General features: G+C 69.2%; 20 protein-coding genes. 11 read left to right on the forward strand and 9 right to left on the reverse strand.

From position 1 onward, the window contains the following. Nucleotides 1-3: 3 nt before the first annotated feature. From E3O44_RS04465 to E3O44_RS04475, 3 genes are read left to right on the forward strand one after another with little or no spacing between them, the layout of a single operon-like run. Nucleotides 4-672, forward strand: coding sequence for an amino acid ABC transporter permease (locus E3O44_RS04465; RefSeq protein ID WP_134532827.1), 669 nt, complete (start codon nucleotides 4-6; stop codon nucleotides 670-672). After that, nucleotides 659-1,561, forward strand: a complete 903-nt coding sequence (locus E3O44_RS04470) for an amino acid ABC transporter ATP-binding protein (RefSeq protein WP_134532829.1) — start codon at nucleotides 659-661, stop codon at nucleotides 1,559-1,561. The genes E3O44_RS04465 and E3O44_RS04470 overlap by 14 nt, the downstream gene beginning before the upstream one ends. A 53-nt stretch (nucleotides 1,562-1,614) precedes the next feature. Further along, nucleotides 1,615-2,352 carry a Pr6Pr family membrane protein gene (locus tag E3O44_RS04475; RefSeq protein ID WP_134532831.1) on the forward strand — a complete coding sequence of 246 codons (738 nt, stop codon included), beginning with the start codon at nucleotides 1,615-1,617 and terminating at the stop codon, nucleotides 2,350-2,352. On the opposite strand, the gene E3O44_RS04480 is transcribed toward E3O44_RS04475, so the two are convergent. From E3O44_RS04480 to E3O44_RS04495, 4 genes are all read right to left on the reverse strand, one after another. Further along, nucleotides 2,258-2,626, reverse strand: coding sequence for a DUF2834 domain-containing protein (locus E3O44_RS04480; protein WP_134532833.1), 369 nt, complete (start codon nucleotides 2,624-2,626; stop codon nucleotides 2,258-2,260). The two genes, E3O44_RS04475 and E3O44_RS04480, sit on opposite strands and share 95 nt — an antisense overlap. Nucleotides 2,627-2,747: 121 nt before the next feature. Next, complete coding sequence (locus tag E3O44_RS04485) at nucleotides 2,748-4,112, reverse strand: S1C family serine protease (RefSeq protein WP_241976020.1); 1,365 nt, start codon at nucleotides 4,110-4,112, stop codon at nucleotides 2,748-2,750. A 183-nt stretch (nucleotides 4,113-4,295) separates the two neighbouring features. Continuing rightward, nucleotides 4,296-7,367 carry an AAA family ATPase gene (locus tag E3O44_RS04490; protein WP_134532834.1) on the reverse strand — a complete coding sequence of 1,024 codons (3,072 nt, stop codon included), beginning with the start codon at nucleotides 7,365-7,367 and terminating at the stop codon, nucleotides 4,296-4,298. 25 nt (nucleotides 7,368-7,392) lie between these two features. Further along, nucleotides 7,393-8,601, reverse strand: a complete 1,209-nt coding sequence (locus E3O44_RS04495; RefSeq protein ID WP_134532836.1) for an exonuclease SbcCD subunit D — start codon at nucleotides 8,599-8,601, stop codon at nucleotides 7,393-7,395. Nucleotides 8,602-8,781: 180 nt separating this feature from the next. Between E3O44_RS04495 and E3O44_RS04500 the strand changes: the two genes are divergently transcribed. The 5 genes from E3O44_RS04500 (at nucleotide 8,782) to E3O44_RS04520 (ending at nucleotide 14,699) form a co-directional block, all read left to right on the forward strand. Further along, complete coding sequence (locus E3O44_RS04500) at nucleotides 8,782-9,570, forward strand: DeoR/GlpR family DNA-binding transcription regulator (protein ID WP_134532838.1); 789 nt, start codon at nucleotides 8,782-8,784, stop codon at nucleotides 9,568-9,570. Beyond that, on the forward strand, nucleotides 9,567-10,535 hold the full coding sequence (locus E3O44_RS04505; protein WP_134532839.1) for a 1-phosphofructokinase family hexose kinase: 969 nt from the start codon (nucleotides 9,567-9,569) through the stop codon (nucleotides 10,533-10,535). Before E3O44_RS04500 ends, E3O44_RS04505 begins: the two co-directional genes overlap by 4 nt. Continuing rightward, nucleotides 10,532-12,523, forward strand: coding sequence for a PTS fructose transporter subunit IIABC (locus E3O44_RS04510; protein ID WP_134532841.1), 1,992 nt, complete (start codon nucleotides 10,532-10,534; stop codon nucleotides 12,521-12,523). Before E3O44_RS04505 ends, E3O44_RS04510 begins: the two co-directional genes overlap by 4 nt. 23 nt (nucleotides 12,524-12,546) lie before the next feature. After that, nucleotides 12,547-14,331 carry a phosphoenolpyruvate--protein phosphotransferase gene (gene ptsP, locus E3O44_RS04515; RefSeq protein WP_134532843.1) on the forward strand — a complete coding sequence of 595 codons (1,785 nt, stop codon included), beginning with the start codon at nucleotides 12,547-12,549 and terminating at the stop codon, nucleotides 14,329-14,331. 89 nt (nucleotides 14,332-14,420) lie between these two features. Further along, the gene (locus tag E3O44_RS04520) at nucleotides 14,421-14,699 is read left to right on the forward strand and encodes an HPr family phosphocarrier protein (RefSeq protein ID WP_134445914.1); all 279 of its coding nucleotides are present in this window, start codon (nucleotides 14,421-14,423) and stop codon (nucleotides 14,697-14,699) included. Between the two features lie 101 nt (nucleotides 14,700-14,800). On the opposite strand, the gene E3O44_RS04525 is transcribed toward E3O44_RS04520, so the two are convergent. Beyond that, a complete protein-coding gene (locus E3O44_RS04525) occupies nucleotides 14,801-18,388 on the reverse strand; it encodes a TM0106 family RecB-like putative nuclease (protein ID WP_134532845.1) in 3,588 nt (1,195 codons plus the stop codon). 218 nt (nucleotides 18,389-18,606) lie between these two features. On the opposite strand from E3O44_RS04525, the gene E3O44_RS04530 reads away from it, so the two are divergent. Then, the gene (locus E3O44_RS04530) at nucleotides 18,607-18,882 is read left to right on the forward strand and encodes a hypothetical protein (RefSeq protein WP_420897908.1); all 276 of its coding nucleotides are present in this window, start codon (nucleotides 18,607-18,609) and stop codon (nucleotides 18,880-18,882) included. A 2-nt stretch (nucleotides 18,883-18,884) separates the two neighbouring features. Beyond that, nucleotides 18,885-19,796 (forward strand): FHA domain-containing protein, encoded by a 912-nt coding sequence (locus E3O44_RS04535; RefSeq protein ID WP_134532847.1) that lies wholly within the window; start codon nucleotides 18,885-18,887, stop codon nucleotides 19,794-19,796. A 25-nt stretch (nucleotides 19,797-19,821) separates the two neighbouring features. Here E3O44_RS04535 and E3O44_RS04540 read toward each other — a convergent pair whose 3' ends face one another. The 3 genes from E3O44_RS04540 to E3O44_RS04550 all read right to left on the reverse strand — a co-directional run bounded on the left by E3O44_RS04540 (nucleotide 19,822) and on the right by E3O44_RS04550 (nucleotide 23,782). Beyond that, the gene (locus tag E3O44_RS04540) at nucleotides 19,822-21,510 is read right to left on the reverse strand and encodes a DHA2 family efflux MFS transporter permease subunit (RefSeq protein WP_134532848.1); all 1,689 of its coding nucleotides are present in this window, start codon (nucleotides 21,508-21,510) and stop codon (nucleotides 19,822-19,824) included. Then, the gene (locus E3O44_RS04545; protein ID WP_134532850.1) at nucleotides 21,507-22,319 is read right to left on the reverse strand and encodes a TspO/MBR family protein; all 813 of its coding nucleotides are present in this window, start codon (nucleotides 22,317-22,319) and stop codon (nucleotides 21,507-21,509) included. The genes E3O44_RS04540 and E3O44_RS04545 overlap by 4 nt, the downstream gene beginning before the upstream one ends. Before the next feature lie 146 nt (nucleotides 22,320-22,465). Further along, nucleotides 22,466-23,782, reverse strand: coding sequence for an LCP family protein (locus tag E3O44_RS04550; protein ID WP_241976023.1), 1,317 nt, complete (start codon nucleotides 23,780-23,782; stop codon nucleotides 22,466-22,468). Between the two features lie 113 nt (nucleotides 23,783-23,895). Here E3O44_RS04550 and E3O44_RS04555 point away from each other — a divergent pair, with 113 nt between their 5' ends. Next, entirely contained in the window at nucleotides 23,896-24,282 is a 387-nt protein-coding gene (locus tag E3O44_RS04555; protein ID WP_134532852.1) for a VOC family protein, read from the forward strand. Nucleotides 24,283-24,359: 77 nt separating this feature from the next. On the opposite strand, the gene E3O44_RS04560 is transcribed toward E3O44_RS04555, so the two are convergent. Further along, the gene (locus E3O44_RS04560) at nucleotides 24,360-25,883 is read right to left on the reverse strand and encodes a PTS ascorbate transporter subunit IIC (protein WP_134532854.1); all 1,524 of its coding nucleotides are present in this window, start codon (nucleotides 25,881-25,883) and stop codon (nucleotides 24,360-24,362) included. Between the last annotated feature and the right edge of the window lie 39 nt (nucleotides 25,884-25,922).

Genomic DNA, 25,922 nt, shown 5'->3' on the forward strand with positions numbered 1-25,922 from the left:
CAGATGACTCAGTCGAACTGGGATCTCGCCCTCAGCGCGCTGGGCCCGATCCTGATGGGCGCTATCCAGGGCACGATTCCGCTCGCGCTCGTCTCGTTCGCGCTCGGTCTCGTGCTCGCGCTCGCCCTCGCGCTGATGCGGCTGTCCCGGCTGCGCTGGCTCTCCGCGATCGCCCGGGTGTTCATTTCGATCGTGCGGGGAACCCCGCTGCTCGTGCAGCTCTTCGTGATCTTCTACGGGCTGCCCTCGCTGGGTCTGCTGATCGACCCGTGGCCGAGCGCCGTGATCGCCTTCTCCATCAATGTCGGCGGGTACGCGGCCGAGGTGATCCGTGCCGCGATCCTCTCCGTGCCCCAGGGCCAGTGGGAGGCGGCGTGGATGGTCGGGATGTCGCGCCGCAAGGCCCTGACCCGGATCATCCTGCCGCAGGCCGCCCGCGTCTCCGTCCCCCCGCTGTCGAACACCTTCATCAGCCTCGTCAAGGACACCTCCCTCGCCTCGCTGATCCTCGTCACCGAACTCTTTCGACAGGCCCAGAAGGTCGCGGCCTTCAGCCAGGAATTCATGCTGCTCTATCTCGAGGCCGCGCTCGTGTACTGGGTGATCTGTCTCGTGCTCTCGACCGTGCAGAGCCGGCTCGAAAAGCGATTGGACCGCTATGTCGCCCACTGACACCCCGCTCGACCCGCCGCGCGAACCGCAGACCGAACCGCAGCCCGGCGACGGGACGGCGCCAGCGGCATCCGCTGCCCTGCTGAGCGTGCGCGGCCTGCGCAAGAGCTTCGGAACGACCCGGGTACTCGAATCGATCGACCTCACCGTCGGCCGGGGCCGGGTGCTCGCCCTGATCGGCCCCTCCGGCTCGGGGAAGACCACGATCCTGCGCTGCCTGAACGGGCTCGAGACCGCGGACGGCGGCACGATCACGATCACCGCCGCGGAAGCAGACCCCGCGGCCGCAGGCGCAACACCCGCCGGCACCGGGACGGGCACCGAGCTGACGGTCGACTTCGGCGCAGCGGGGGGCCCGCGCGACAAGCAGCTCGCCGCCCTGCGCGACCGGTCGGCCATGGTGTTCCAGAACTACAACCTGTTCCCGCACAATACCGTGCTCGAGAACGTGCTCGAGGGACCGGTCGTGGTCCAGCGCCGTCCGAAGGCCGAGGTCACCGCGGAGGCGCTCGCCCTCCTCACCCGGGTGGGTCTGGCCGACAAGACGGATGCCTACCCATTCGAGCTCTCCGGCGGCCAGCAGCAGCGGGTCGGCATCGTCAGGGCTCTCGCACTCCGGCCCCAGCTTCTCCTCTTCGACGAGCCCACCTCATCCCTCGACCCTGAACTGGTCGGAGACGTGTTGCGCCTGATCAAGGAACTCGCGATCGAGGGCTGGACGATGGTGATCGTCACCCACGAGCTCGAATTCGCGCGTGAGGTCGCGAGCGAGATCGCCTTCGTCGACGGCGGCAGGATCGTCGAACACGGCGATCCGAAGCAGGTGCTCCGGCACCCGCGCGAGGAACGCACCCGGCAATTCCTGCACCGCCTGCTCAACCCGTTCTGAACCCGCCAGCCCGGCCCGTCGTCGCCGCCCGGCCGCGCCGATATCGTGGTGCCATGGCAACAGCAGCGGCGACCACCCACCGACGGCTCTTCGGGGCCTTCCGTCTCGCGCTCGGGGCGCTCCTCTTCGCGAGTGTGCTCACCCAGATCGTCGACCAGGCCGTGCACGACGCCTTCGTGCCGACGGAGTACTTCGGGTATTTCACGGTGCAGTCGAGCCTCGTGAACGCGGCCGTCCTGCTGTGGGGTGGTTCCCTGGCCCTCCGCTACCGGGCAGACCCGGAACTCTTCACCCGGATCAGGATGTCGGGGCTCTGCTACGCGATCGTGACCGCGGTCGTCTACAACGCACTGCTGCGGAATGTGGTGTCGGACGGGTTCACCGGGATCGCCTGGCCGAACGAGGTCCTGCACGTCTGGGCGCCGATCCTCATCCTGGTCGATTGGCTCCTCGCCCCCGGCCGGCCCGCCCTCGCCTGGAAGACCCTGGGATTCGCCCTGCTGTATCCGGTCGCGTGGGTCGTCTACGCGGTGATCCGCGGCGCCGCCACCGGGTTCTACACCTACCCGTTCCTCGACCCGACCGGACCCGGCGGGTATGCGAGCGTCGGCGGCTACGTGCTCGGAATCGCCGTCGTCATTGCGGGCCTCGCGGCCGCGGCGATCTCCGTGAGCCGGGCCGGGCATGCGACGGGGGTCACGGCTTCGACAGCTGTTCCGGTGGAAGATCCGGCAACATCCGTGTCGCCGCCAGATGACGCTCGCGCATCGCGAGGAACAGCGGGAAGCTGAACGCGAAGGCCAGGACGAACGCGAGGACGACGTAGAGCCACGCGCGCTTCATGCCGAGTCGGCGCGCTTCGACGATGATCAGGATGCTTCCGGCCACGGCCGTCACGAGCAGGTCGACCGTGAGCGACGACACCGAGGGGCCGCTGCCGGTCCAGTCGCCGAGGTAGTCGCGCGCCTGGCTGATCGAGAGGATGTTGTACGTCCAGGTGCCGATCAGGCCGGCGACGCTCAGGCCGAGGTACACGAGCGCGAGCGGGTTCCAGTTCCGGGTCATGCAGCCAGTATGCCGCCGTCCCCGCCCGTCCCCCCTCGCGAGAGCGGAGTTTTGGCCCTTAAACTGCCGATTTAAGGGCCAAAACTCCGCTCTCGCGGGGAGGAGAGGAGACTGGCGCGGGTCAGTCGGCGGGGCCGGCGGTGAGGGTCGCGGATGCGGTGTGGGTTGCGCCGGCGGTGTCCGTCCAGGTGATCGTGACCGTGTCACCGGGGTTGTCTGCCGCGAGGGTCGAGGTGAGGTCGGCGGCCGAGGCGATCGTGGTGCCGTCGACCTGGGTGACGGTGTCCCCGGCGACGAGCCCGGCGGTGGCGGCGGCGGAACCGTCGACGACCGCCGTGATCACGGCCGAGTCACCGGTCGTGGCCGTCGAGCCGGTGGTACCGGATGCCGCGCCGAGGCTGCCGCGGTAGCTGCGGCCGTTGACCGAGCCCGTGTCCGTCGATGCCGTCGCGCTCGTACCGACCGCGACCCCGAGGAACGCCGGGTAGCCGATCGTGATCGTGCTGGTTTCGACGCCGGTGTGGATCAGGCTGACGACGTCGAGGGCGGCGGCGATCGTGATCGCGAAGCCGCTGATGGCCGTCGTTCCTGAGGACGCCGCCGTGTCGATGCCGATGACCTCACCGTCGGCGTCGTAGAGGGGCCCGCCGGAGTCGCCGGACTGGATGTCCGCGTCGACCTGGATCAGGCCGGTCAGGGTCTCGGCGTCCGAGGCGTCCTCGCTCGAGGCGGTGATCGTCTGGCCCACGCTCGTGACGGTGCCGGCCGCCGCGGTGAGGGTGCTCGTTCCGCCGGCGTTGCCGACCCCGGTGACCGCGTCCCCCGCCGCGACGGCGGAGGTCGAGTCGAGGGTGGCGGGAATCAGCCCGGAGGCATTCTCGAGTTTCAGCACGGCGATGTCCTGTGAGGCATCGGTACCGACGACATCCGCCACGTAGCTGGCGCCGGTCGAGACGACCGTCACACTGATGCTCGTCGCGCCGTCGATGACGTGGTTATTGGTGAGGATTTCCCCGCTCGACGTGAGGACGATGCCCGTGCCGGCCGCCTCGGCGCTCTGGTACTTCAGCACGGTATCGATGACGACGACGCCGACAGACTGCGCGTCCGTCGCCGCGGTGGTGTCGAGCGCGGTCGCCGTCGTAGCGGATGCGGTGCCGGACCCGTAGTCGGAGGGCCCGCCGGGGCGCAGGCCGGCGGTACCGAGGGTCGCGGATCCCGCTGAGCCGGTGGACCCCGATACCGAGCCGGACGTGCCGGTGCCGGACGAGCTGCTCGAGGACGAGGCTGCTGCGACGACCTGGGCGACGGCCATCGAGGAGAAGTACAGGCCGGCACCCGTGGTCGCGGTGACGAGGGCTGCGGCGAGTCCCAGCGAGACGATCACGCCGGGCCGGAAGCGGGGCCGGTGGAAGGCCGGATTGGCGACGGGTGCTGCGGGGCTGATGCTCGTGGATCCCGTGCCAGTGGGTTCGGTGCCAGTCATTGTGAGATCCTTTTCCTCCGGGTGACGGCCAGACCGTCGCGACTGGTTCCCACCCAAGTCCCGGAAGCTATCGGATCTCTATGAGGCGCCGAGGTACTGGCCTAGAGGCTCCCGCCCATCGACTGTGAGCCCCTCCGGACCTGCGGGCCGGTCAGGCGAGCACGGCCTCAGACCAGTACTGCTTCAGACCAGTACCGTGCTCGCGATTTCGCTGAAGCCCTGGTCGGTGACGGTGACCGCGAGCTTCGCCGGGATCTGTTCCTTCATCGAGTCGACGTGGCTGATCAGGCCGATGGTGCGGCCGCCGGCACGCAGGCCGTCGAGGGTGCTCATCGCTGTCTCGAGCGTTTCGCTGTCCAGCGAGCCGAAGCCCTCGTCGACGAAGAGTGTGTCCAGGGCGATTCCGCCGGCCTGATGCGAGACGACCTCGGCGAGTCCGAGGGCCAGGGCGAGGGAGGCGAGGAAGGTCTCGCCACCGGAGAGCGACTGGGTCGGCCGGGCCCTGCCGGTGTGCTGGTCGAGGATGGCGAGTCCCAGCCCGGACTGGGTGCCCCGATACTGCAGGGAATCGTCGTGTTCGAGGGCGTACCGGCCGCCGGTCATGTCCCGCAGGCGCCCGTTCGCGGCGAGGATGATCTCCTCGAGTTGCGCGGCGAGCACGTAGGTTTCGAGTTTCATCCGTTTGGTGTTCGGTTCCTCGCCGTGCACGACCGCGGCGAGCTCCCGCACCTGGGTCTGGGTCACGAGCAGGGTCGCCGAGGTGGCGATGAGCGCACGGGCCTCGGTGACGACGACGGCGAGTTCCTTCCCGCGCACGGCGAGAGTCCCCTGCACGGCGAACGCCTCGTCCCTGGCCTCGGCAGCGGCGGCCAGGGCGGCCCTGGCCGGTTCCAGGTCGAGCGCGGCATCGGGCAGGTCGGCGAGCTCGGGTTCGGCCAGCACGGCGCGAACCGCCGCGAGCTGATCGTCGTGGGAGCGGATGCCGGTCTCCCGCGCCGCGATCTCGGCCGGCGTCAGTCGTGCGGCGACGACTTCCGCTTCTTCGGCGAACCCTTCGGCCGTGAGCCGACCGGCCACGGCCGCTGAGGCGGCGTCGAGGGCACGTTCTCGTTCGCCACTGAGGGCACGGGCCGCCTGGAGGGTGCGCGCCGACTCGAGTTCGACGCGCAGGCTCTCCGCCCGCTCGGTGATGGAGGCGTAGCCCGCCGAGTGGCGGTCGACCCGTTCTTTGATCGCGATTCGGCGGCCTCGGAGTTCGGTGAGCCGTGTCGCGGCCTCGTCCCTGCCGGAGTGCGCCCCGGCCAGGGTCGCGCGCGCGTGGTCGAGCTCGGTACGCAGCCGCAGCCGCTCGGCACCGAGCTCCGTTTCCCGCCCCGCCGCCGAGCGCGCGCTCTCGAGTACGGTGAGCGCGTCGGCGCGTGAGGCCGCGCGGTCGGTTTCCGTGCCTGGACCGGCGGCGGCGCGGGCGGCCGCAGCGCGCGCACCGAGAGTGAGGACCTCGCCGTTGCTGCGCTCGAGGTCGTCCTGGGCACGGGTCATGTCGGCGAGAGCGTTCTCGATGTCGGCCTCGGTGACCGGCTCTCCTGGCGCAGCCGCGGGGTGCGGATGCACCGGGGAACCGCACACTCCACAGGGTTGGCCGGCGACGAGCCGGCCGGCGAGCTCGCCGGCGTGGTCGACGAGTCGCTTGGCGACGAGGTTCCGGTAGTGCCCGGCGGCGTCGGCATTCCCGGCGGCGGCCGCGGCATGCCGGCTGCGTGCAGCATCGAGGTCCGACTCGAGTGCGGCAGCCTCGGCGGCTGCCGCGTCCGCGGCCTCGGCGCGGGCGAGCGCGGCGACGGCCTCCGGTTCGAGGGCGGCGTCGCGGGCGAGCACGGCGAGGTCCCTGTCGAGATCGTCAAGCTGTGCGGGAGCGGCGTCGATCCTGGCCTGCAGCTCGTCGAGCGCCGACTGGGCCTTCGCGAGCCCGGTTTCGGCCACCAGGATCTCGGCGACCAGGGCCGGCAGCTCCTCCTCGGCAGCGAGGACGTCATTGAGGGATCCGAGCTGTTCGAGGAGCAGGTCGATGGTGGTGGAGAGCGGGACGGTCTCCTGGTCGTCACTGTGCTGGTCGTCACTGTGCTGGTCGTCACTGTGCTGGTCGTCGCCGTGCTGGTCGTCAGCGTGCTGGTCGTCAGCGTCGGAACCATGGATCGTGAGCCAGTTCTCCCGCGCCGCCGCCTCCGCCCGCGCTGCGTCGAGGGCGGAGGCGAGAGCGGCGACCTCGGTTTCGATCTGGGGCCACACCCGGGCGGCTCGGTGGGCGACCGCAAGGTCCTCACGGTCCACGTCGACGGCGGCGCTGCGGTCGTCGAGCAGGGAGAGGGTGGCTGCCGCGGCGACCTTGCGGTCCTGTCGGGCACGCAGCTCTTCCTCGGTGCGGAGCACCGCGGTCGCGTCGATCAGTGCGGCGTCCGCACCGGCCGCCGCGGCGACGGCGATGGCGAGTGCCTGCTCGAGTTCGGCGACGGCCGCGTCGAACCAGGCCGGGTCCGGTGCGATGGTGCCGGATCCGGCATCCACGGGCAGGTGCCGGGCAGCGGCGGCGGCGAGAGAATCGAGCCGCACGCGCACGCCGGTGAGTTCGTCGTCGAGGGCCTTCCGACGCGTGATGAGTTCGGTCTCCAGGCTCTGGAACCTGCTCGTGCCAAACAGAGTGCGCAGGACCTCGCGGCGATCGTCGGTCTTGGCGAGCAGGAACCTTTGGAACCGGTTCTGCGCGAGCAGGATCACCTGCAGGAACTGGTCCTGTTTGAGCGGCAGGATGCGGGCGAGTTCGTTCCCGACATCGACCGGGCGTGTCGCGATCCCCCGCCAGCCGTCGACAGCACCGCCTTCGGCACCCACGTCGAGGTCCCGGATCTCGAGCCGGGCGTCCGGTGCGGACGGGGTCGTGCCGACACCGTTCTTCTTCGCCTTGAGGTATTTGGGGGTGCGGAAGATGCGATAGTCGTGCCCGTTCAGACCGAACTCGAGCTCGACGAAGGTGGGATCACCGGGTTCGCAGTGGTCGCTGCGCAACTGCGATTCGGTGCCCTCGTAGCGCGGAACGCTGCCGTAGAGGGCGAAGCAGACCGCGTCGAGGATGCTCGACTTGCCCGCACCGGTCTTGCCGGTGATCAGGAAGATGCCGTCGTCATCGAAGCTCTCGAAGTCGACGACCTGCTCGTTCTTGAACGGGCCGAATCCCGCGAGCCGCAGGCGTTTGATCTTCACGTGGTGGTCCTCCTGGTCTCGGACCTCACTGGGTGACTTCCTTCAGTTCCCCGGCCGCGAGCAGTTCGGCGACGAGGTCCCGCTCGAACTCCGTCTCACCGACGCCGTTGCGCACGAAGCTCAGGAACCCGGCGACGATGTCGGGATCGGTCTGCCGGTTGATCCGCTCGGCGTAGCTCTCGCTTCCGGTGTCCATGACGACCGCCGGCCGGTGTTCGAGCGCGACGCAGTGCGGGAAACGCTTCTGGAGTGCCCGCATGCCGTCGAGCGGCCGGACCTGGTCGGTGAGCACGGCCGACACCCAGTCCTCTTCGAATTCGGTGAACCTGTCTGCGGTGAGGAGTTCCTCGAGCTCGCCGGTGAGCACGCTGAGCCTCCGCGGAACCGGGAGGGCGACCCACTCGATCTCGAGTTCGGAGCCCTGCCCCTGCTGCTGTTGTCCGCTGCCGGCCGGGCCGAGGTCCACCTGCCAGGCTCCGCGGGGCTTGCCGGCCTCGGCGAACGAGTAGTGCAGGGGCGCCCCGGAGTAGCGCACCCGATCTTCGAGCCTGGCTCGCCCGTGGATGTGCCCGAGTGCGACGTAGTCCGGGCCCTTGAACACGCTGACCGGCACGAGGTCGAGCCCGCCGGCGGTGATGTCCCGCTCGACGTCGGTCGCTTCCTTCGCGGGCGCGACGCCGGCCGCGAAGCAGTGTGCGAGCACGACCGAGCGGCCGCCGCGCACCAGGATGTCGGCGCGGATCCGTTCCATGACGAAGGTGAGCACCTGTTCGTGGGTCTTGAGCACCTGCTCGGGGCGCGTCTCTGTGGAATAGAGGTGGCGGACCAGTGCAGGTTCGAGAAAGGGGATGCCGTAGAAATGCACGGGGCCGTGCTCATCGGTGAGGGTGACCGGCGTCGCGACCTGCTCGGGCCGGGTGATCACATGGATGCCGGCAAGGCCGGCCCACTCGGACTGGAACCCGAGCCTGGTGGCCGAGTCGTGGTTGCCGCTCGTCATGATGATCTGCGCGCCGGCCTGCCGGATCTCGCGGAGGGCCGTCGAGAGGAGCAGGTAGCTGTCCGCTGAGGGCATCGCCGAGTCGAACACATCGCCGGCGACGACGACGACATCGATCGAACGATCGCGGACCACGTCGACGAGCGCGTCCAGCACGATCCGGAGATGGTCGAGGGTCGAGTGAGTGTGGAACGTGCGCCCGATATGCCAGTCCGACGTGTGCAGGATCCTCATGGTCGTCACGCTACCGCCCTGCACCGACACGGCCCGATCGGCCCGCCCAACAGCATCCATCTTTGTTCTTCTGTGTTTTCCTTGACAAACAAAAAGAAACACAGATATTGTGGTGTCAATCCTGATCGAAGAGATCGGGCCGCGCGGTGGCGGGGGGTCACTCAAAGACGAGGAGGTATCATGTTTGCGGAAGAACGGCAGGCGCTGATCGCCGAACTCGTCACGACCGCCAGCCGGGTCACCGTCAATGAACTTGCAACTCGCTTCGACATCACCCCGGAAACGGTGCGCCGCGACCTCGATACGCTCGAGGGTTCCCGGCAGTTGCGTCGAGTCCATGGCGGTGCCGTGGCCCTGGACCGCCTCAGCCTGTCCGAGCCGAGCCTGGCCGAACGGCAGACCCAGCGACACGACGAGAAAGAGCGCATCGCCGCGGCGGCGTTCGCCATGATCCCGACCAGCCAGTCCGGGTCGATCATCCTCGATGCCGGCACCACCACCGAACTGCTCGCCGACCGCCTCGCCGACTGGACCTCCGCCGGCCCCGACGACCAGCTCCTCGTGATCACCAACGCCGTTCCGATCGCATACAAGCTCGCGGGCAACGAGGAAATCCAGCTCCACCTCCTCGGCGGTCGCGTCCGCGGCCTGACCCGCGCGGTCGTCGGCCAGAGCACGGTCGCCCAGCTCGAGGGTCTCCGTCCCGACATCGCGTTCATCGGCGCCAACGGCGTGCACGCCATCTTCGGCCTCAGCACCCCCGACCTCGTCGAATCGTCCGTGAAGACCGCCATCGTCCGATCGGCACGGCTCGTCGTCGCGCTCGCCGATTCCACCAAGCTCGACGAAGAAACCCTGGTGCGGTTCGCCGCGCTCGGCGACATCGACGTGCTCATCACGGACGCCCTCCCATCACCGGAACTTTCCGCGGCCCTCGCCGCGGCTGACGTAGAGGTTGTGATCGCGTGATCATCACGCTTACCCCGAATCCGAGCCTTGACCGCACGATTTCGCTCGACGGCGTCCTCGCCCGCGGCGAGGTACAGCGCGCCGTGGCGAGCCATGTCGAGCCGGGGGGCAAGGGTGTCAACATCTGCCGCGCCCTCGAGGCCTCCGGCGTGGAGAGCCTCGCCATCCTGCCGGGCGACGCCCTCGATCCCGTCCTGATCGCGCTTACCGAGGCGGGCATCCCGCACCTCGGCATGCCGATCGGTGCGAGCATCCGCAGCAACGTCGCCATCACCGAGCCCGACGGCACCACGACCAAGGTCAACGTGCCCGGCCCGGTGCTGACCCCCGCGCAGCAGACCGAACTCATCGAGCTCGTGCTCGACCGGGCGGATGGCGCGGGCTGGGTCGTGCTCGCCGGCTCGCTGCCCCCGGGCGCGCCCGTCGATTTCTACGCGGACATCATCCGCAAGCTCCGCGCCCGCTACGGAGCCGCGGCCCCGAAGGTCGCCGTCGACTCCTCCGGCGCCCCGTTCGCCGCCGCCGTCGGCGCCGGCCCCGACCTGATCAAACCGAACGGTGAGGAACTCGCCGAGCTCACCGGCATCCCGGACCCCGAGGCGCTCGAGGGCAATCCCGCCATGGTCGCCACGGCATCCGCCCGGCTTGTCGCCGGCGGCGTCGGCGCCGTCCTCGCAACACTCGGCGCCCAGGGGGCCGTGCTGACGACGAAGGACGGGTCCTGGCTCGCCCAGACCCCGCCCATGGTCGCCGTGAGCACCGTCGGCGCCGGCGACTCGTCGCTGGCCGGTTTCCTGCTCAGCGACCTGGCCGGCGGGAACGCCCCCGATTCACTCCGCCAGGCGGCGGCCCACGGGGCCGCAGCCGCATCTTTGCCCGGATCAACCGTTCCGGCACTGAACCAAACAAAGCCCAGCGACGTCACCGTGACGCAGCTGACCCATCCAAAGGAGGATGTCCAGTGAGTGCACTGATCACCCCGGAGCTCGTCGCTCTGGATAAGAACCTCGGAGCCGCTCCCTCGAGCGTCATCCGGCGACTCGCCGAGCTCGTTGTCGGCGCAGGCCGGGCCACCGAGATCGAGAGCCTGTACGCGGATGCTCTCGCCCGCGAAGCGAAGACGGCCACCGGCATCCCGGGCGGCCTGGCCATCCCGCATTGCCGCTCCGCCGCCGTTACCGAGCCGACCCTCGCGCTTGCCCGGCTGTCGACCCCGGTCGACTTCGGTGCAGGAGACGGCCCCGCGGACCTGGTCTTCCTGATCGCAGCGCCGGCAGGCGCGGACCAGGAACACCTTAAGATCCTCGCGAAGCTGTCCCGCTCGCTGATGAAGCCCGCCTTCACGGCCGCATTGCGCGCGGCGAAGACGCCCGCGGAAATCGTCGAGCTCGTCACCAACGTCGTCTCTCCCGTTCCCGTCGCCGCCGGCGTCGCCGCGGCAGCCCCCGCGGTGTCGACGTCCACCGGCGTGAAGCGCCTCGTCGCCGTCACCGCCTGCCCCACCGGCATCGCGCACACCTACATGGCCGCTGAGGCCCTCTCTGCCGCCGCGGAAGCCGCCGGCGTCGAGATGCAGGTCGAGACCCAGGGGTCTGCCGGACTCACCATGCTCGACCCGGCGATCATCGCCGCCGCCGACGCCGTGATCTTCGCGGTCGACGTCGACGTGCGCGGTCGCGAGCGTTTCGCGGGCAAGCCCGTCATCCAGGTTCCGGTCAAGCGCGGCATCGACGAACCGGCCAAGCTCATCGCGGACGCGATCGCAGCCTCCCAGAACCCGAACGCCCGCCGCGTCGGCGGAACCGCCGGGGCAGCGGAGGTCGACGAGAAGAACGAGCACTTCGGCCAGAAGGTCAAGCGCGCACTCCTCACCGGTGTCAGCTACATGATCCCGTTCGTCGCAGGCGGAGGTCTGCTGATCGCCCTCGGCTTCCTCCTCGGCGGCTACGAGATCACCAAGATCGCCGACGTCGTGACCCTGCAGAACAGTCTCTTCAACCTGCCGGAGGGTGGCCTCGCGATCTACCTCGGCGCGGTCTTCTTCAAGATCGGCGCCCTGTCGATGGGCTTCCTGGTTCCCGCCCTCGCCGGCTACATCTCCTTCGCCATCGCCGACCGGCCGGGTATCGCTCCCGGGTTCGTCGCCGGTGCCGTCGCGGGGTTCATGGGCGCAGGGTTCCTCGGCGGCATCGCCGGCGGCCTGCTCGCCGGTGTCGCAGCGGCCAGCTTCGCGCGGCTCAACGTTCCGCGCTGGCTCCGCAGCCTGATGCCCGTCGTGATCATCCCGCTGATCGCCTCGATCGTCGCCTCCGGGCTGATGTTCCTCGTGCTCGGTGGCCCGATCGCCTGGCTCACCGCCGCGCTGAACACCTGGCTCACCGGCATGAGCGGCGCAGCGGCGATCGTCCTCGGACTGATCCTCGGCCTGATGATGGGCTTCGACCTCGGCGGCCCGGTCAACAAGGTTGCGTACGCGTTCGCCGTCGCCGGTCTCGGCACCGCAACCGTGGTCAACCAGGCCCCGTGGCAGATCATGGCCGCCGTGATGGCAGCCGGAATGGTTCCGCCGCTCGCGATGGCCCTGGCCACCGTGCTCGACAAGAAGCTGTTCAGCCCGATCGAACGTGAGAACGGCAAAGCGGCCTGGCTGCTCGGTGCGTCCTTCATCTCCGAGGGTGCCATTCCGTTCGCCGCGGCAGACCCGCTGCGCGTTATCCCGGCGAGCATGCTCGGTGCCGGTGTCACGGGTGCCCTGTCGATGGCCTGGGGTGTCACGAGCAAGGCCCCGCACGGCGGCATCTTCGTCTTCTTCGCGATCGACAGCTTCGCGCTCTTCGCCCTGGCCATCGCGATCGGCACCGTCGTCGCAGGCCTCGCCGTCATCGCGCTGAAGCGGTACACCACCAAGAAGGTCACCACCGGAGTGGAAGCCCCGGTTCTGGTCACCGCATAACCAGCAAGTAGTACCATCACCGCATGAAAACGCGGCGGCCGATACGTGATCCGTACCGGCCGCCGCGTAATATCGTTACCGTGGGCAACCAATTCCCACGCAAGAATAGAGGTCAAACCGTGCAGCAGAACTTCTCCGGCGTGGGCGTCAGTCCCGGACGGATCATCGGATCGATTCGGCAGATGCCCAAACCGGTCAGTGAACCCCCGGCCGGAGAACGGTTGTCCCCGTCCCTGTCTGCGGATGCCGCAACCGCGCTGCTGCGCTCCTCCGCCAAGGCCGTCCAACTCGAATTGCAGAACCGGGCAGCGGGAGCGACCGGCGCGAGCAAGGCCGTCCTCGAGGCGACCGCGCTGATGGCGACCGACCCGATGCTGATCAAGGCCGCGATCAAGCACATCAACACCGGAACCTCCGCCGAGCGCGCGATCTGGGAGTCCGGCGCCTCCGTCGCCGAGATGCTGATCAACCTCGGCGGTTACATGGCCGATCGCGCCACCGACGTCTTCGACGTCCGCGCCCGTATCGTCGCCGAACTGCGCGGTGTGCCCGCGCCGGGCATCCCCCTCTCCGACGAACCCTTCATCCTCGTCGCCGAAGACCTCGCCCCCGCAGACACCGCCACCCTGGACCCGGAGAAGATCCTCGCCCTCGTCACCTCCGGCGGCGGGCCGCAGTCCCACACCGCCATCATCGCGCGCGCCCTCGGCCTCCCGGCCATCGTCGCGGCCCCCGGCGTCGACGCCCTCGAAGACGGAACCGAGGTGTTCGTGGACGGCGCTGCCGGTACCCTCTCCCTCGAGCCCGGCGCCGAGGAAATCGCCGCAGTCGAGGCGTGGAAGACCGCCGCAGCGATCCTCGCCGTCTTCGATGGCAACGGCCGCACCGCCGATGGCCACCTCGTCCCCCTGCTCGCCAACGTCGGCGGGGCCAAGGATGCCGTCAAGGCCGCCGAGGCCGGCGCCCAGGGCGTCGGACTCCTCCGCACCGAGTTCTGCTTCCTCGAGCGCGAGACCGAGCCCACGATCGAAGAACAGGTCGTCGCCTACCGTGGCGTCTTCGACGCGTTCCCCGGCCAGAAGGTCGTCGTGCGCACCCTCGACGCCGGCGCTGACAAGCCACTGCCGTTCCTGACCGACACGAGTGAGCCCAACCCCTCGCTCGGCGTGCGCGGCTACCGTACCGACCTGACCACGCCCGGTGTCCTGGCCCGCCAGCTCACCGCGATCGCCCAGGCCGCCGAAGGTTCCGCCGCACTCGTCTGGGTGATGGCCCCGATGATCGCGACTCCTGAGGAAGCAGCCGAGTTCGCCGCGATGTGCGCGACCGCCGGGCTCAAGATCCCCGGCGTCATGGTGGAGGTGCCCTCCGCCGCCCTTCTGGCGGACCGGATCCTCGGCGAGGTCGACTTCGTCAGCCTCGGCACGAACGACCTCACCCAGTACACGATGGCCGCCGACCGCCAGCTCGGCACGCTCGCCGCACTGAATTCCCCGTGGCAGCCGGCCGTGCTGAAGCTCATCGGCCTCACCGTCGAAGGCTCCATCGCCGAAGGCAACAACAAGCCCGTCGGCGTCTGCGGCGAGGCCGCAGCCGACCCCGTGCTCGCCGTCGTGCTCGTCGGACTCGGCGTGGCAACCCTGTCGATGACGTCGCGGTCTCTCTCCGCGGTCGGAGCCGTACTGAAGTCCGTCACCCTCGACGACGCCAAGAAGCTCGCCGCCCTCGCGGTATCCGCACCGAATCCGACAGAGGCCCGCAAGCGCGTGCGCGCCGGATTGCCCATACTTGAAGAGTTGGGTTTGTGATCGCACGCGCGTAACCGCACCCGCACCACTCCAGTCAGCCCGCAGTATCGTCGAGCACGACCGTCGTCGAGTATCAACCAGGAGGAATTATGTCCGAACGCACCGCCACCATTGCCAGCCGAGTCGGCCTGCATGCCCGTCCCGCATCCATTTTTGCGGCCGCCGTCGGCGAACTGCCGATCGAGGTCACCATCGCGATGGAGGGCGAGCCTGCTGAAGACGCCATGGACGCCTCGAGCATCCTGAGCCTGATGAGCCTCGGCGCGGCCAACGGCGACGTCGTCGTGCTGCGTGCGGAAGGCGACGGCGCCGACGAGGCGCTCGAAGCCCTCGTGAAGATCCTCGAGACGGACCTCGACGCCGAGTAGCACCCCACCCGCATTACAGGAAGCACCCTCGGCAGTCGAGGGTGCTTCCTTTTTTTGTGCCCGCCGCTCGTGTGCCCGCCGCTCGTCTGCCCGTCGTTCTTCTACCCGACGTTCGTCTGCCCATCGACGAGGGTGATGAAGGCGCTCAGCTGGGTGAGGGCCTCGACGCTGTGCGGTACGGAGTCCGTGAGCGCGGGCGAGTAGACGAGCCACGCCGCCCACTGGGCGCGCGAGATGGCGACATTGAGCCGGTTCGCGAGCAGCAGGAATTCGAGGCCGCGCGGCACCTCCTCCGCAGACGATGCCGCGAGTGAGACGATCGCGACCGCGGCCTCCCTGCCCTGGAACTTATCGACCGTGCCGACCGGAACCGCGGAGAGACCCGCCGCCCGGAGCCGTTCCCGGATCAGCCCGACCTGGGTGTTGTATGGCGCGACCACGATCACGTCCGCCTCACCGAGCGGGGCGGTTCGCCCGGCGGATGTCCACGGCCGGCCGAGGGCGTTCCGCACGAGCCCGACCACGACATCCGCCTCTTCGACGGACGAGGTCGCGTTGTCGGTGTGGCGCACCGGAACGGGATGCAGCCCGGGTTCCAGCCCGGCGAGGCTGCGGTCCGAGGAGTGCGAACGGAGTTTGCCCTCGTAGGAGAGCGCCGAGACGGGCGCGCAGACGGCCGGGTGCATCCGCCAGCTGGTCGCGAGGAAGTACCCGAGTTCGGCGGGGAGCACCCGATGCCCGTCAGTGAGCCAGCCGAGCGCGGAGAGGTCGACGGGTTCGGGGTGGGTGCCCTGGCTCACCTGCGGAAGCTGTTGCGGGTCGCCGAGGAGCAGCAACCGCTCGGCGGAGACGGCCGCGGCGATCGTGCTCGCGAGGGAGTACTGGCCGGCCTCGTCGATCACGAGCAGGTCGAGGGAGCCGCGCGGGATCCGATCGGCATTGCTGAAGTCCCAGGCTGTCCCGCCGAGTACCCAGCCGCCCGGCCGGCCGGTGAAAGCGGTGAGACTCTTCGCATCGAGGGAGAGCCAGGGAACGACGGTGGCTTCTTCGCCCTTCTTCGGCTTCTTGCCGACGCGGTCCGGGTCGAGCCCGGACTCGGCGCCCGCGTCGACCACCGCGCGCAGCATATTCTCGACAGCGGCATGGGACTGAGCGACGACGCCGATCCTCCAGCCGTGCCGGACGACGAGCTCGGCGATCACCCGAGAGCCGACGAAGGTCTTCCCGGTTCCTGGCGGGCCCTGAACCGCGAGGTACGAGTGATCGAGGGCCAGCACGGCGTCCAGGATGGCGCTCTGGGTGTCTCCTGCGGCGACGGCGGGGAGGCTGGCACCCGCGCGCAGCCGCGGCGGCACCCGGCGCAGGATGTCGAACGCGGCATCGGCGAGCGGGAGCGGCCACGCGGTCAGCACGGCCCTGCCCCACTGCGAGATCGCGCCGACCTGGCTGCCGGGCTGCGGCGGGGTTCCCGGAGTCAGCGCGACCGGGAGCGCGTCGTGGTGGGGCGCGTCGCGTTCGAGGATCTCGTCGACGAAGATCACACCGTCGTCGAGGGCGCCGCCGTCAAGGGCAGCGCCGCCGAGGGTAGCGCCGAGGGTAGCGCCGAAGCCGCCGTCCGCGCCCACCTGCACGATCGTCGCCTTGTTGTGCGCGGTGCGGGCACCCGGCTCGTCGCTCCGCCGGATCGGCGGATACGGCGGGTCGTAGACGAGGAACGGCTGCTGTCCGGCCTTGAACGAGCTTCCGGGTGCCGGAGTGCCCTCGAGGCGGAGCAGGCGACGGTCGAGGACCTGCCTGCCCTCGCGGTGCCAGCCGATCTCGACGGTGGCGCGCACGACCGCGAAGACGTCCCTGGTGTCCGACCAGTCCTCGAGGGGCGAGGCGAGCCTGGCGAAGTGGTCCCACCAGAACGACTTCTGTTCGCGGCGGTGGTAGTCGATCGCCGCCGCCGCGAGGGCGAGCGCGGTTTCGTCGCTCGTGCGGCCGGTCGGCGGTACCTGGTCGAGCAGGGCCGTCAGTTCGAGGTAGACCGGGTCGGGTTCCCGCTCGGGGACCGCGATCGGGAACTCGCCGGGTGTGGCGAGGTGTCCGGCGGCACCGTCGTCGCAGGCACCCTCCTCTGCGGCCCGGTCGAGGAGCCAGTCCCGAAGCCGCCTCGTCGAACGGCAATCGTAGGCGTTGTAGCGCGCGATGTCCTCGAGGACGGCCGCGGCGGCATCCGCCTCGCCGGCGGCGAGGAGCTCGCCCGCATGCGCGTACTCGGCGATCGAGTCTGCGGCATTGTCGACACCCTCCCTGGCCTCCTCCCCCATGTAGAGCGGCTCGAGTTTCTTGAGGGAGTAGCTGCGGCTGCCGACCCGGAGGCCCTGCCGCACGACCGGGTAGAGATCGACGAGCACGTGGTTGCGGAGCAGGTCGTCGACGGCATCCTCGCCGACGCCGTGCCGGGCGGCGAGGCTGAGCAGGTGGGTGCGCTCGTAGGGGGCGTAGTGGTAGATGTGCAGGTCGGGGTAGCGGTCCCGGCGCTCCCGCACGTAGTCGAGGAAATCGATGAGGGCCTGGCGTTCCTCGGCGTGGCTATGCGCCCAGAACGCGCGGAAGGTGTCGTCGGCTTCGACGAGGCCGAACAGGTAGTCGAGCCCCCACACGACGGTCCCGGCCGACGTCTCGTCCGCACCCTCCTGGTACAGGGGATCGCCCTCGAAGTCGAAGAAGATGTCCCCCGGGCTCGGCTTCGGCAGGTCGGCGAGGGCCCGCGGGTTGGTCACCTGCCACGCGAGTGGCCGGCCGGGGTGCGGGTCGAGCTGCAGCCTGGCCTGTGCGCGCAGGGTCGCGAGCGTCGGATCGGTGATGCCGGCAACGGGCCCGGTCGACACGGAGAGCTCCTCGATCGTGCTGATGCCCGCCGCACGCAGGCGAGCACGCTGGGTGAGGCGCAGCTGGGCGACGAGGAGCACGTCACGGTGCAGCTGTACCTGTTCCTCGCAGACCGCGCAGCGACCGCAGGCGACGTACCGGGGGTCGCCCCAGGGGGTCGCCTCGGCGTCGGCGAGGCGGTCGTCGATCAGGCCCTCGAGCCTGGCCCGCCTGGCCCGGTACACCGGCAGGATGTCTGCCAGCCGGTGCGAGCTCGTGCGTCCGTCGCCGAGTAGGAGGTGCACCCGGTCGCCGGTGCGGATACCGAGGCGTTCGAGCTGGTCGCTGTACGCCGCCAGTTGCAGCAGCGCGGTGACCTTCGCCGAGCGGGCGAGCTTGGTGTCGTAGACCTCATAACGGGGCCCCGCCGCGGCGCTTCCCGCCGAATCGCCCGGCTCCGGCGAGCGGATGATGAAGTCCGCGTACCCGAGGAAGCGCCCGTCGAAGAAGGCAGCCTGGAACACGACAGCGACGCCGGCGCGGAGGGCCGCCGCACTCAGCCGGGCGGCGTCGAGGATCTCAGTGCGCCCGGCGCGGGCGGGACGCTCGATCTCGACGACGGGCCCGGACGAACGGAGCCGGTTCAGCATCTGCAGCTCGTGGGCGTCGCCGAGTTCTGCGGTGCGCGCGAGCATGGCGTCCACGGGGTCCGGAACCGGGTCGATCCGCCCCAGGCGGGCGTCGAGCCGGCGCATCACGGCCCATTCGCAGACCGCGGCCGCGCTCAGGTCGCTCGCCGAGTACACGACGGTGACAGGGTCAAGCAGGAACACGACGGCCTCCCGAAAGGATCTGCCCCGAGGCTAACCGAAACGACCGACACCGGGTTGCTGTGAGCCGTCTGTGCAATCCCCCACTGTGCGGAGTGGCCCATTAGCCTCGACCCAACGGCAGTGTTGGCGTGGCCGGGCTTCCCTCTCACGGGGTGCCCCGGAGGGTTTCCTCGACGTCGGACTCCGCATTCTCATCGACGAATTCAGAAGGACACACCGTGAGCGAAACCACCAGCACGAGCACGACCGACGACGCGGCCGGGACGGCGTCGGGCCCCGACGGCCACATCATCCAGGACTGGACCGATCTCGGGAAGGAGATGTGGTCGTACCTGACCGGCAAGAGCGCCGTGATCAACTACACCTTCATCGACATGGCCGTCGAAGTCCCGCGGGACATCGGACCGGACGCCCCGCGGGCGACGTGGAAGCTGAACGGGACCCTCCGCGTCACGACCAGCGAAGGCCCAGCCGTCGAGTCCGCTGCCCACTGACCATGGCAACGACCACCCGCCTGGATATCGATCTCGCCTTCTCCCTTGCCGAGCCGGACGGCCAGCACGGCGGCGAACGGATGCAGGGGACGATCACCGCCGCCGGAACCGACGTGGAGATCTTCGCGAGCAGGCCAGAGCTCTTCCTGCAGACGAGGACGATCACTCTCAAGGAGGTCCGCACCCTCGCGGCAGACCTGGCCGAACGGGGGCTCTCCGTGTCGCTGAGCGGCCCGGACGGGCTGGTGGTCCGGCTCGGAGCGATCCAGGCTCCCCGCCTGCAGCGCCTCCTGACCGGGTCAGCGCATGTCGCCCTCGGCACCCGGGCGGCGCTGGCGCCGCTGCTGCGGCGTCGCAGGCGCGCCGCCGCAGCAGAACCGGCGCCGGTCGTGACCCTGCCGCCGTCCACCCTCTTCCCGCTGGTGCCGACGCTCGACCGGCGCATCCGGCGCACGGTGACGACCACGCACTACACCCGCGGATCCGGACGGCCCCGACTGATCTTCGTCGTCGGGTCGGAGAACTGGGACGGCACGCCGCCCCGTCAGTTCGACCTCAAGCCGGAGACCACCAGGATCGGATCGAGCCCGGACGCCGATCTGAGGCTCGACGGTCTCGCCCCCATCCACGCCGAGATCCGGCACGACCAGAACGACGAGTACGTGCTGTTCTACCTCGGGCCCGTGGCACCGGGAGCGGAGTCCCCGGGCATCGACGGAAGCCGTTCGTCGGAGGGGGGCCGAATTCTGCGCACCGGAGCACGCATCGAACTCGGGCCGTGGCGGATGGCGTTCTTCCGCGAGGAATTCGCCGATCACGGTCGTCCATACGGCGGCAGGGTGGGCGGGGAACTGGCGTACCAGAAGCCGCAGCCCGCCCGCCGGAACACGGAGACGCCGAGGTCGGCCTCCTAGCCCCAGGAACCCGGCGTCCGCTGCGTCAGACCGGCTTGTCCGCCGGGGTGACGGCGACGGATGCCGGGGCACCGGCATCCGCTTCGGGCTCGCGTCCGTCGCGGTGCGGCGCGGTCCCGGAGAGCCGCAGGGTCGCGAGCAGGCCGATGACGAGGAATCCGGCCGCCGCGAATGCGGAGTACCGGGTGCCCTCGCTGAAGGCGTCGCGCGCGGCGGTGGCCACGGCAGGGCTCTGTGCGTCGAGAGCGGGGATCGCCGCCCCGGCGCTGTCCACGACCGCGTCGACGACCTGGGTGCGCGCAGACTCGGGCAACCCGGGCACGTCCGCGAGTTTCGCGTCGAGCGAGGCGCCGACCGAGGTGAACAGCACGGTGCCGAGCACCGCGATACCGAGCGCGGAGCCGATCTGGCGCGCGGTCGAGGAGGTGCCTGAGCCCTGGCCGCTCTTCTCGACCGGCACATCCTTGAGCACGACCCCGGTCAGCTGGGCGGTCGCGAGACCGACACCCATGCCGTAGACGAACAGGAACGGCACGATCGCCAGCCAGCTCGCATCCGCGGTGATCACGAGGCCGAGTCCGGCGACGCCGACGATCTCCAGCACGATTCCGACCCGGACGATCGTTTCCGGGGAGACCCGGTTGCCGTATGCGCCGGCGAAACCGCTCGCCACGAAGGAGCCGATCGCGAGCGCGAGCAGCACGAACCCGGTCTGCAGGGCGTCATAGCCCAACACGTTCTGCAGCCAGAGCGGCAGGGACAGGATGATGCCGAACTCGCCGAGCGACACGATCATGGCCGCGATGTTCCCATTGCGGAAGGACGCGATGCGGAACAGGGAGAACGCGAGGAGGGTGGTCTTTCCGGCGCGCTGACGGGAGAGGCCCCAGAGGATGAACGCCGTGCCGGCGAGAAGGGTGATCGCGAAGGCGATCGGGATCGGCGAGATCTCGTACGGCCAGGTGAAGCCGCCGATCACCATCGGCTTGTTGGTGAGCCACCAGCCATAGCTGCGGCCCTCGATGAGCCCGAAGACGAGGGTCGCGCTCGTGAGCACGGAGAGCACGGCGCCGACGACGTCCACCCGGCGAGGTTCACCGGCGTCCTTCGACTCGGTGACGAAGACCAGCACCCCGATGATGATGATCACGCCGAGGGGAACGTTGATGCCGAAGGCCCACCGCCAGGAGAAGTACGTGGTCAACCAGCCGCCGAGCAGCGGCCCGACGGCGACCATGCCGCCGATCGTGGAGCCCCAGATCGCGAAGGCGATGCCTCTGTCCCGCCCGCGGAAGTTCGCATTGATCAGCGACAGGGTGGTCGGAAGCACCATGGCGCCGCCGATGCCCTGGATCAGGCGGGCTCCGATCAGCAGGTCGCCCGATTGGGCCGCCGAGGCGAGAACGGATGCCGCGGCGAAGATCACGACGCCGAGGATCAGGATCCGGCGTCGGCCGTACCGGTCCGCCAGTGTGCCGAAGACGAGCAGGAGTGCGGCGAAGACGAGGGTGTAGCTTTCCTGGACCCACTGCACCTGCGTCGAGGTGATCGCGAGGTCGCGCACGATCGAGGGGATCGCGACGTTGATGATCGTCGAGTCGACGATGATGAGCGCGACGGCGACGCTGATGAAGACGAGGCCGGCCCAGCGGCGGCGCGGAGACTCGGTGCGGGCGAGGGGGGACGTGGGAGTGGCTGGGCGCTGGTCGGTCATGCGACTACCGTTCGGGTCGGTGGGGATACGGGAAGTTCGGCCATGCGCAGGCGCGCACCGACGGTCACGGCGAGCACGAGTACCACCGCGACGACGGCCGCGATGCCAGCGAGCACGGAGAGCGGGGCGCCGCCCAGCCGCGCGACGGCGAGCCAGCCGAGTCCCCAGGCGAGGGAGGCCGCAGGGGCGAGGCGGCCGTGGCCGGCGATCGCGAGCAACCCGCCGACGATCGCGGCGACCGCGATGACGGCGACGGCCCAGAGGTCGGGGTCGAGCCCGAAGCCCGTGAAGCCGGCGGCGACGAGCACGGCGGTCACGTTCGCAGCGGTCGCGACGCAGACCCAGCCGAGGTACAGGCCCATGGTCCCGTCGACGAGGATCGTTTCGACGATATTCTTCGGGCGTGACGCCAGGGTGAGCCGGAAGGTCCAGACGAGCACCGCGAGCAGGGCCACGATGACGGGAACGCTGAGCCAGAGCTGGTCGAACTGGATGCTCAGGATCCACGCGGCATTCAGGATCAGGGAGGCGAGGATCGGGTAGCCGAGCCGGCGTTGCCGGGGATCGCTCCGCTGCGCCGGGAGGCACTGCCAGATGGCGTATCCGACGAGGCCGAGGTAGATCGGTGTCCAGATCGCGAATGCGGGCACCGCAGGCGCGATCAGGGTCGCGTCGGCCGCGAGCGCGCCGCCGGCGGCGTTCTGGATCGGCGTACCGCCCGCGGCGCCCGACCCGATGAAGGATCCGACGAGGGCAACGAGCGCGCCGATCACGACGAGGACCATCCGCCGGAGATCTCGAGAATTCATCTCACTCTCCTAGATATAAGTCAACTGAACAAGATGACGTTAGCACCAGGGCGCGCGAAAGGACAGTGCCGGCGGGAACCGCTGGCCCTCGATCTGTTGATCCTGGGTTGCGGAGGGCGCTCAGCGGCGCGCGACCGGGCCCTGGATCAGTAGTTGTACGCGATCGAGCAGGTCTGCTGGCTCGCGGTCTGGCCGCGGAGGCCGGCGATTTCGACGGGCGCCGCGGCATCCGTTGCCGCGGGCGTCGGGGTGCCCGTCGCCGCATCGGTCGCCGGAGCAGTGGGGGTCGGCGTCGGGGTCGACGTCGCGGCGGGAGTCGCGGCGGGAGTCGCCGTCGGGTCGAGTTCGGCACTGTTGCCGAGGGACTTGGCGTCGAGGGTGAAGGACTGGTCGGCCGTGACGGCGGCGAACAGTTTCTTCGCGAGCGCGGTCGACGGCACGAGCTTCGCGAGGTTATCCGGGTCCGTCGCCGAGGGGTACTGCACGAACACGAGTTGGTTCAGGTCGATGTCCTTCAGGGCGAGCGCCATGCCGACCATGGTCGGGATGTTGGCGAGAGACGTGGAGAGCTTCAGGTTCGTCCCCGCTGCCGTCGCGAGGGCCGAGAGCTTGGACACGTCGGTGAGCGTCGCGCTGCTCTTCATCACGCGCATCAGCGACGACATGTATGCCTGCTGCGAAGAGATCCGGGACAGGTCGCTGCCGTCTCCGACACCGTGGCGGCTGCGCAGGTAGGCGAGGGCCGCGGTTCCGGAGACGACGCTCGTTCCCGCGGGGAGGTCGAGTCCCGTGTACGGATCCTTGATCGCGTCGTTGAGGCAGATCGGGACGCCGCCGACGGCGTCGGCCATCGCGACCGTGCCCTCGAAGGAGATCAGGCCGGCGTAGGGAATGGTGAGTCCGGTCAGCGCCGCAACGGTCGAGACGACGCAGCCGAGTCCTCCCCTGCCGAAGGACGCGTTCATGGCCGAGGACGAAACGGCCTTCGACACCTTCCCGGTGTCGGGGTCCGTGCAGGCGGGCTGGCTGACGACGAGGTCGCGGGGAATGCTGATCACGACCGCGCTCTTATGGTCGGCGGAGACGTGCAGCAGGATGTTGACGTCGTTGAGGGTGCCGGTACGGTCCCCGTATGCCGCCGACTGGGTGAGGGAGTTGTCCACCCCGACGACGAGAACGTTGAAGCCGCCCTCGAAAGAGCCGAGCTGCGGAATCGCGGGCGCATCGGTCGCGCCGTTGGAAATGTCGACCGCGTTGGCCGAGACCTTCGTTGCGAACTGGGTGACCGCGATGGCCGCAACGGATGCCCCGCTCACGAGGACGACCGCGAGCGCGATCGAGAGGGCCTTGATCAGGGTGAGCATCGTGTGGCTGCGGCTCGGTCGGCGCCGGTGACGGATGAGTGTGGCCGCCCTGGCGTGCCTGCGGGCGTCCGCGCGGCCCTCGGGCCCGTGATTCGTCAACAAAACCCCTAATTGCGTTCCATGGTCAGAATCTTCACGATAGTTGCCGGTCCCGGACGTTTTCTGGACTCGGGCTATGAGACTCACAGGAACGGCCGTGTCAGGCTGGGAGCATGCTGATCAACCGCGTGCACCACATCGCCATCATTGCGAGCGACTACGAGCGCTCGAAACGGTTCTACCTCGATGTGGTGGGGTGCACGCTCGAAGCGGAGTACTTCCGCGCCGAGCGCGATTCCTGGATGGGCAAGCTCGCGCTGAACGGCGAGTACATCCTCGAGTTGTTCTCGTTCCCGGACACCCCGGCCCGCCGCAGCGGACCGGAGGCGCTCGGCCTGCGCCACCTCGCGTTCGAGGTCGACGACGTTCCCGGCGCGCGGGCCGAACTCCTCGGCCGGGGCGTCGACTGCGAGGAACTGCGGGTCGACCCGCACACCCACAAGGCGATGTTCTTCTTCCGGGACCCCGACGGCCTGCCCCTCGAGATCTACCAGTCCTGACCGCCCTCCCCGGAATCGCGTTCGGTTCCCCTTCATCCGCCAGATGAGGGGGAACCGAACGTGATCGAACAGGCGACTTATGCGGGATGGGCCGCGCGTTCTGCCTTGGCAGCCGCCCTGGCTTCGGCGGCCGTGGCCTTCAGCTCCGCGTCGATCCCTGCGACATACGCGGCGTGCTTGGCACCGGGGAGCCAGCCCTTGTCGACGACCTTCATCTGGAAGACCGAGGCACCGATCACGAGGACGGCGCCGATGATGACGGTCAGCACGACCCCGACCAGGACATTGCCGCTCAGCAGGCTGACGCCGATCAGCGTCCCGAACCAACCGAAGTCGGCATCGCCGAATGTGCTGTTGGCGAAGCCGAGCTGGCCGAGCACCAGGAGGAGGATCGCCGGAAGGATCGTGATCAGGATGCCGTTGACGAATCCGCCGACGACCGCGCCGATCCGGCCGCCGGTCGCATTCCCGTAGACGCCCGCGCCACCACCGGTGAAGAAGTGCGGCACCATGCCAGGAAGGATCAGGGCCAGACCGAAGACCGGGCCGAGCCACCAGGCGAGGAGACCGAGGCTCAGGAGGCCACCGGCGAACGAGGCGATGAAGCCGATCAGTACTGCGTTGGCGGCGAACGGGAAGACGATCGGGATGTCCAGCGCAGGCTTGGCCCCGGGGACGACCTTCTCGGCGATGCCCTGGAATGCGGGGACGAGTTCGCCGAGGATGGTGCGGACACCGTAGAGGATGATCGCGACACCGACGCCGAACTGCAGCGCCTGGGCAAAGGCGGCCATGATGTACGCGCCACCATCAGCGGATCCGAAGATCTTGAGGGCATCGTCGATCGGGAGGGCGATCAGGCCCCACACGGCGAACACCATGTAGATCATGACCATCGAGAGTGACGTCGCGACCATCGAGTCCCTGAGGAATTTGAGGTTCTGGGGGAAGTCGATGTGCTCGGTCGACTTGCTGCGCTGGCCCGTCGCCTGACCGGCCATGCCCGCCGCAATGTACCCCAGGGTACCGAAGTGACCGATGGCGATCGAGTCATCGCCCGTGATGCGCTTGGTCCACGGCTGCGCGAAGGCGGGCATCACGACCATGATCACGCCGAGCAGGCACCCGCCGATCAGGATGACGAGCCAGCTCAGGTTCGGTCCGAACCCGACGGAGAGCACGACGGCGAGCATCATGGCCATGAAGACCATGTGGTGTCCGGTCAGGAAGATGTACTTGAGGGGAGTGAAGCGAGCCAACATCAGCATCACCAGGAACCCGACGACCAGCACGTAGGCGCTCGTGGCGCCGTATTGCTCGGCCGCCAGGGCCGTGATGACCTCATTGGTGGGGATGACTCCCTGGGACCCGGTGACGGCCAGGATGAGGTTGCCGAGCGGGTTGAGTGCGGCCACGACGACGTTTGCGCCTGCGCCGAGGATGAGGAACCCGAGCGCCGCTTTGAGCGCGCCGCCGATCACCGTTCCAGCCGGTCTCCGCAGGGCGATCAACCCGACCGCCGTGATCATCCCCACGAGATAGGCAGGTACATTCAGGATCTGCTTGCCGAGGAAGTCGAGTATGACTAGGAACCACTCCATTGTGCTACACCCCTTGTTTGTTCAGTTGTCAGTGAGTTA

It is taken from the genome of Cryobacterium algoricola (assembly GCF_004402485.1).
Lineage (GTDB): Bacteria > Actinomycetota > Actinomycetes > Actinomycetales > Microbacteriaceae > Cryobacterium > Cryobacterium algoricola.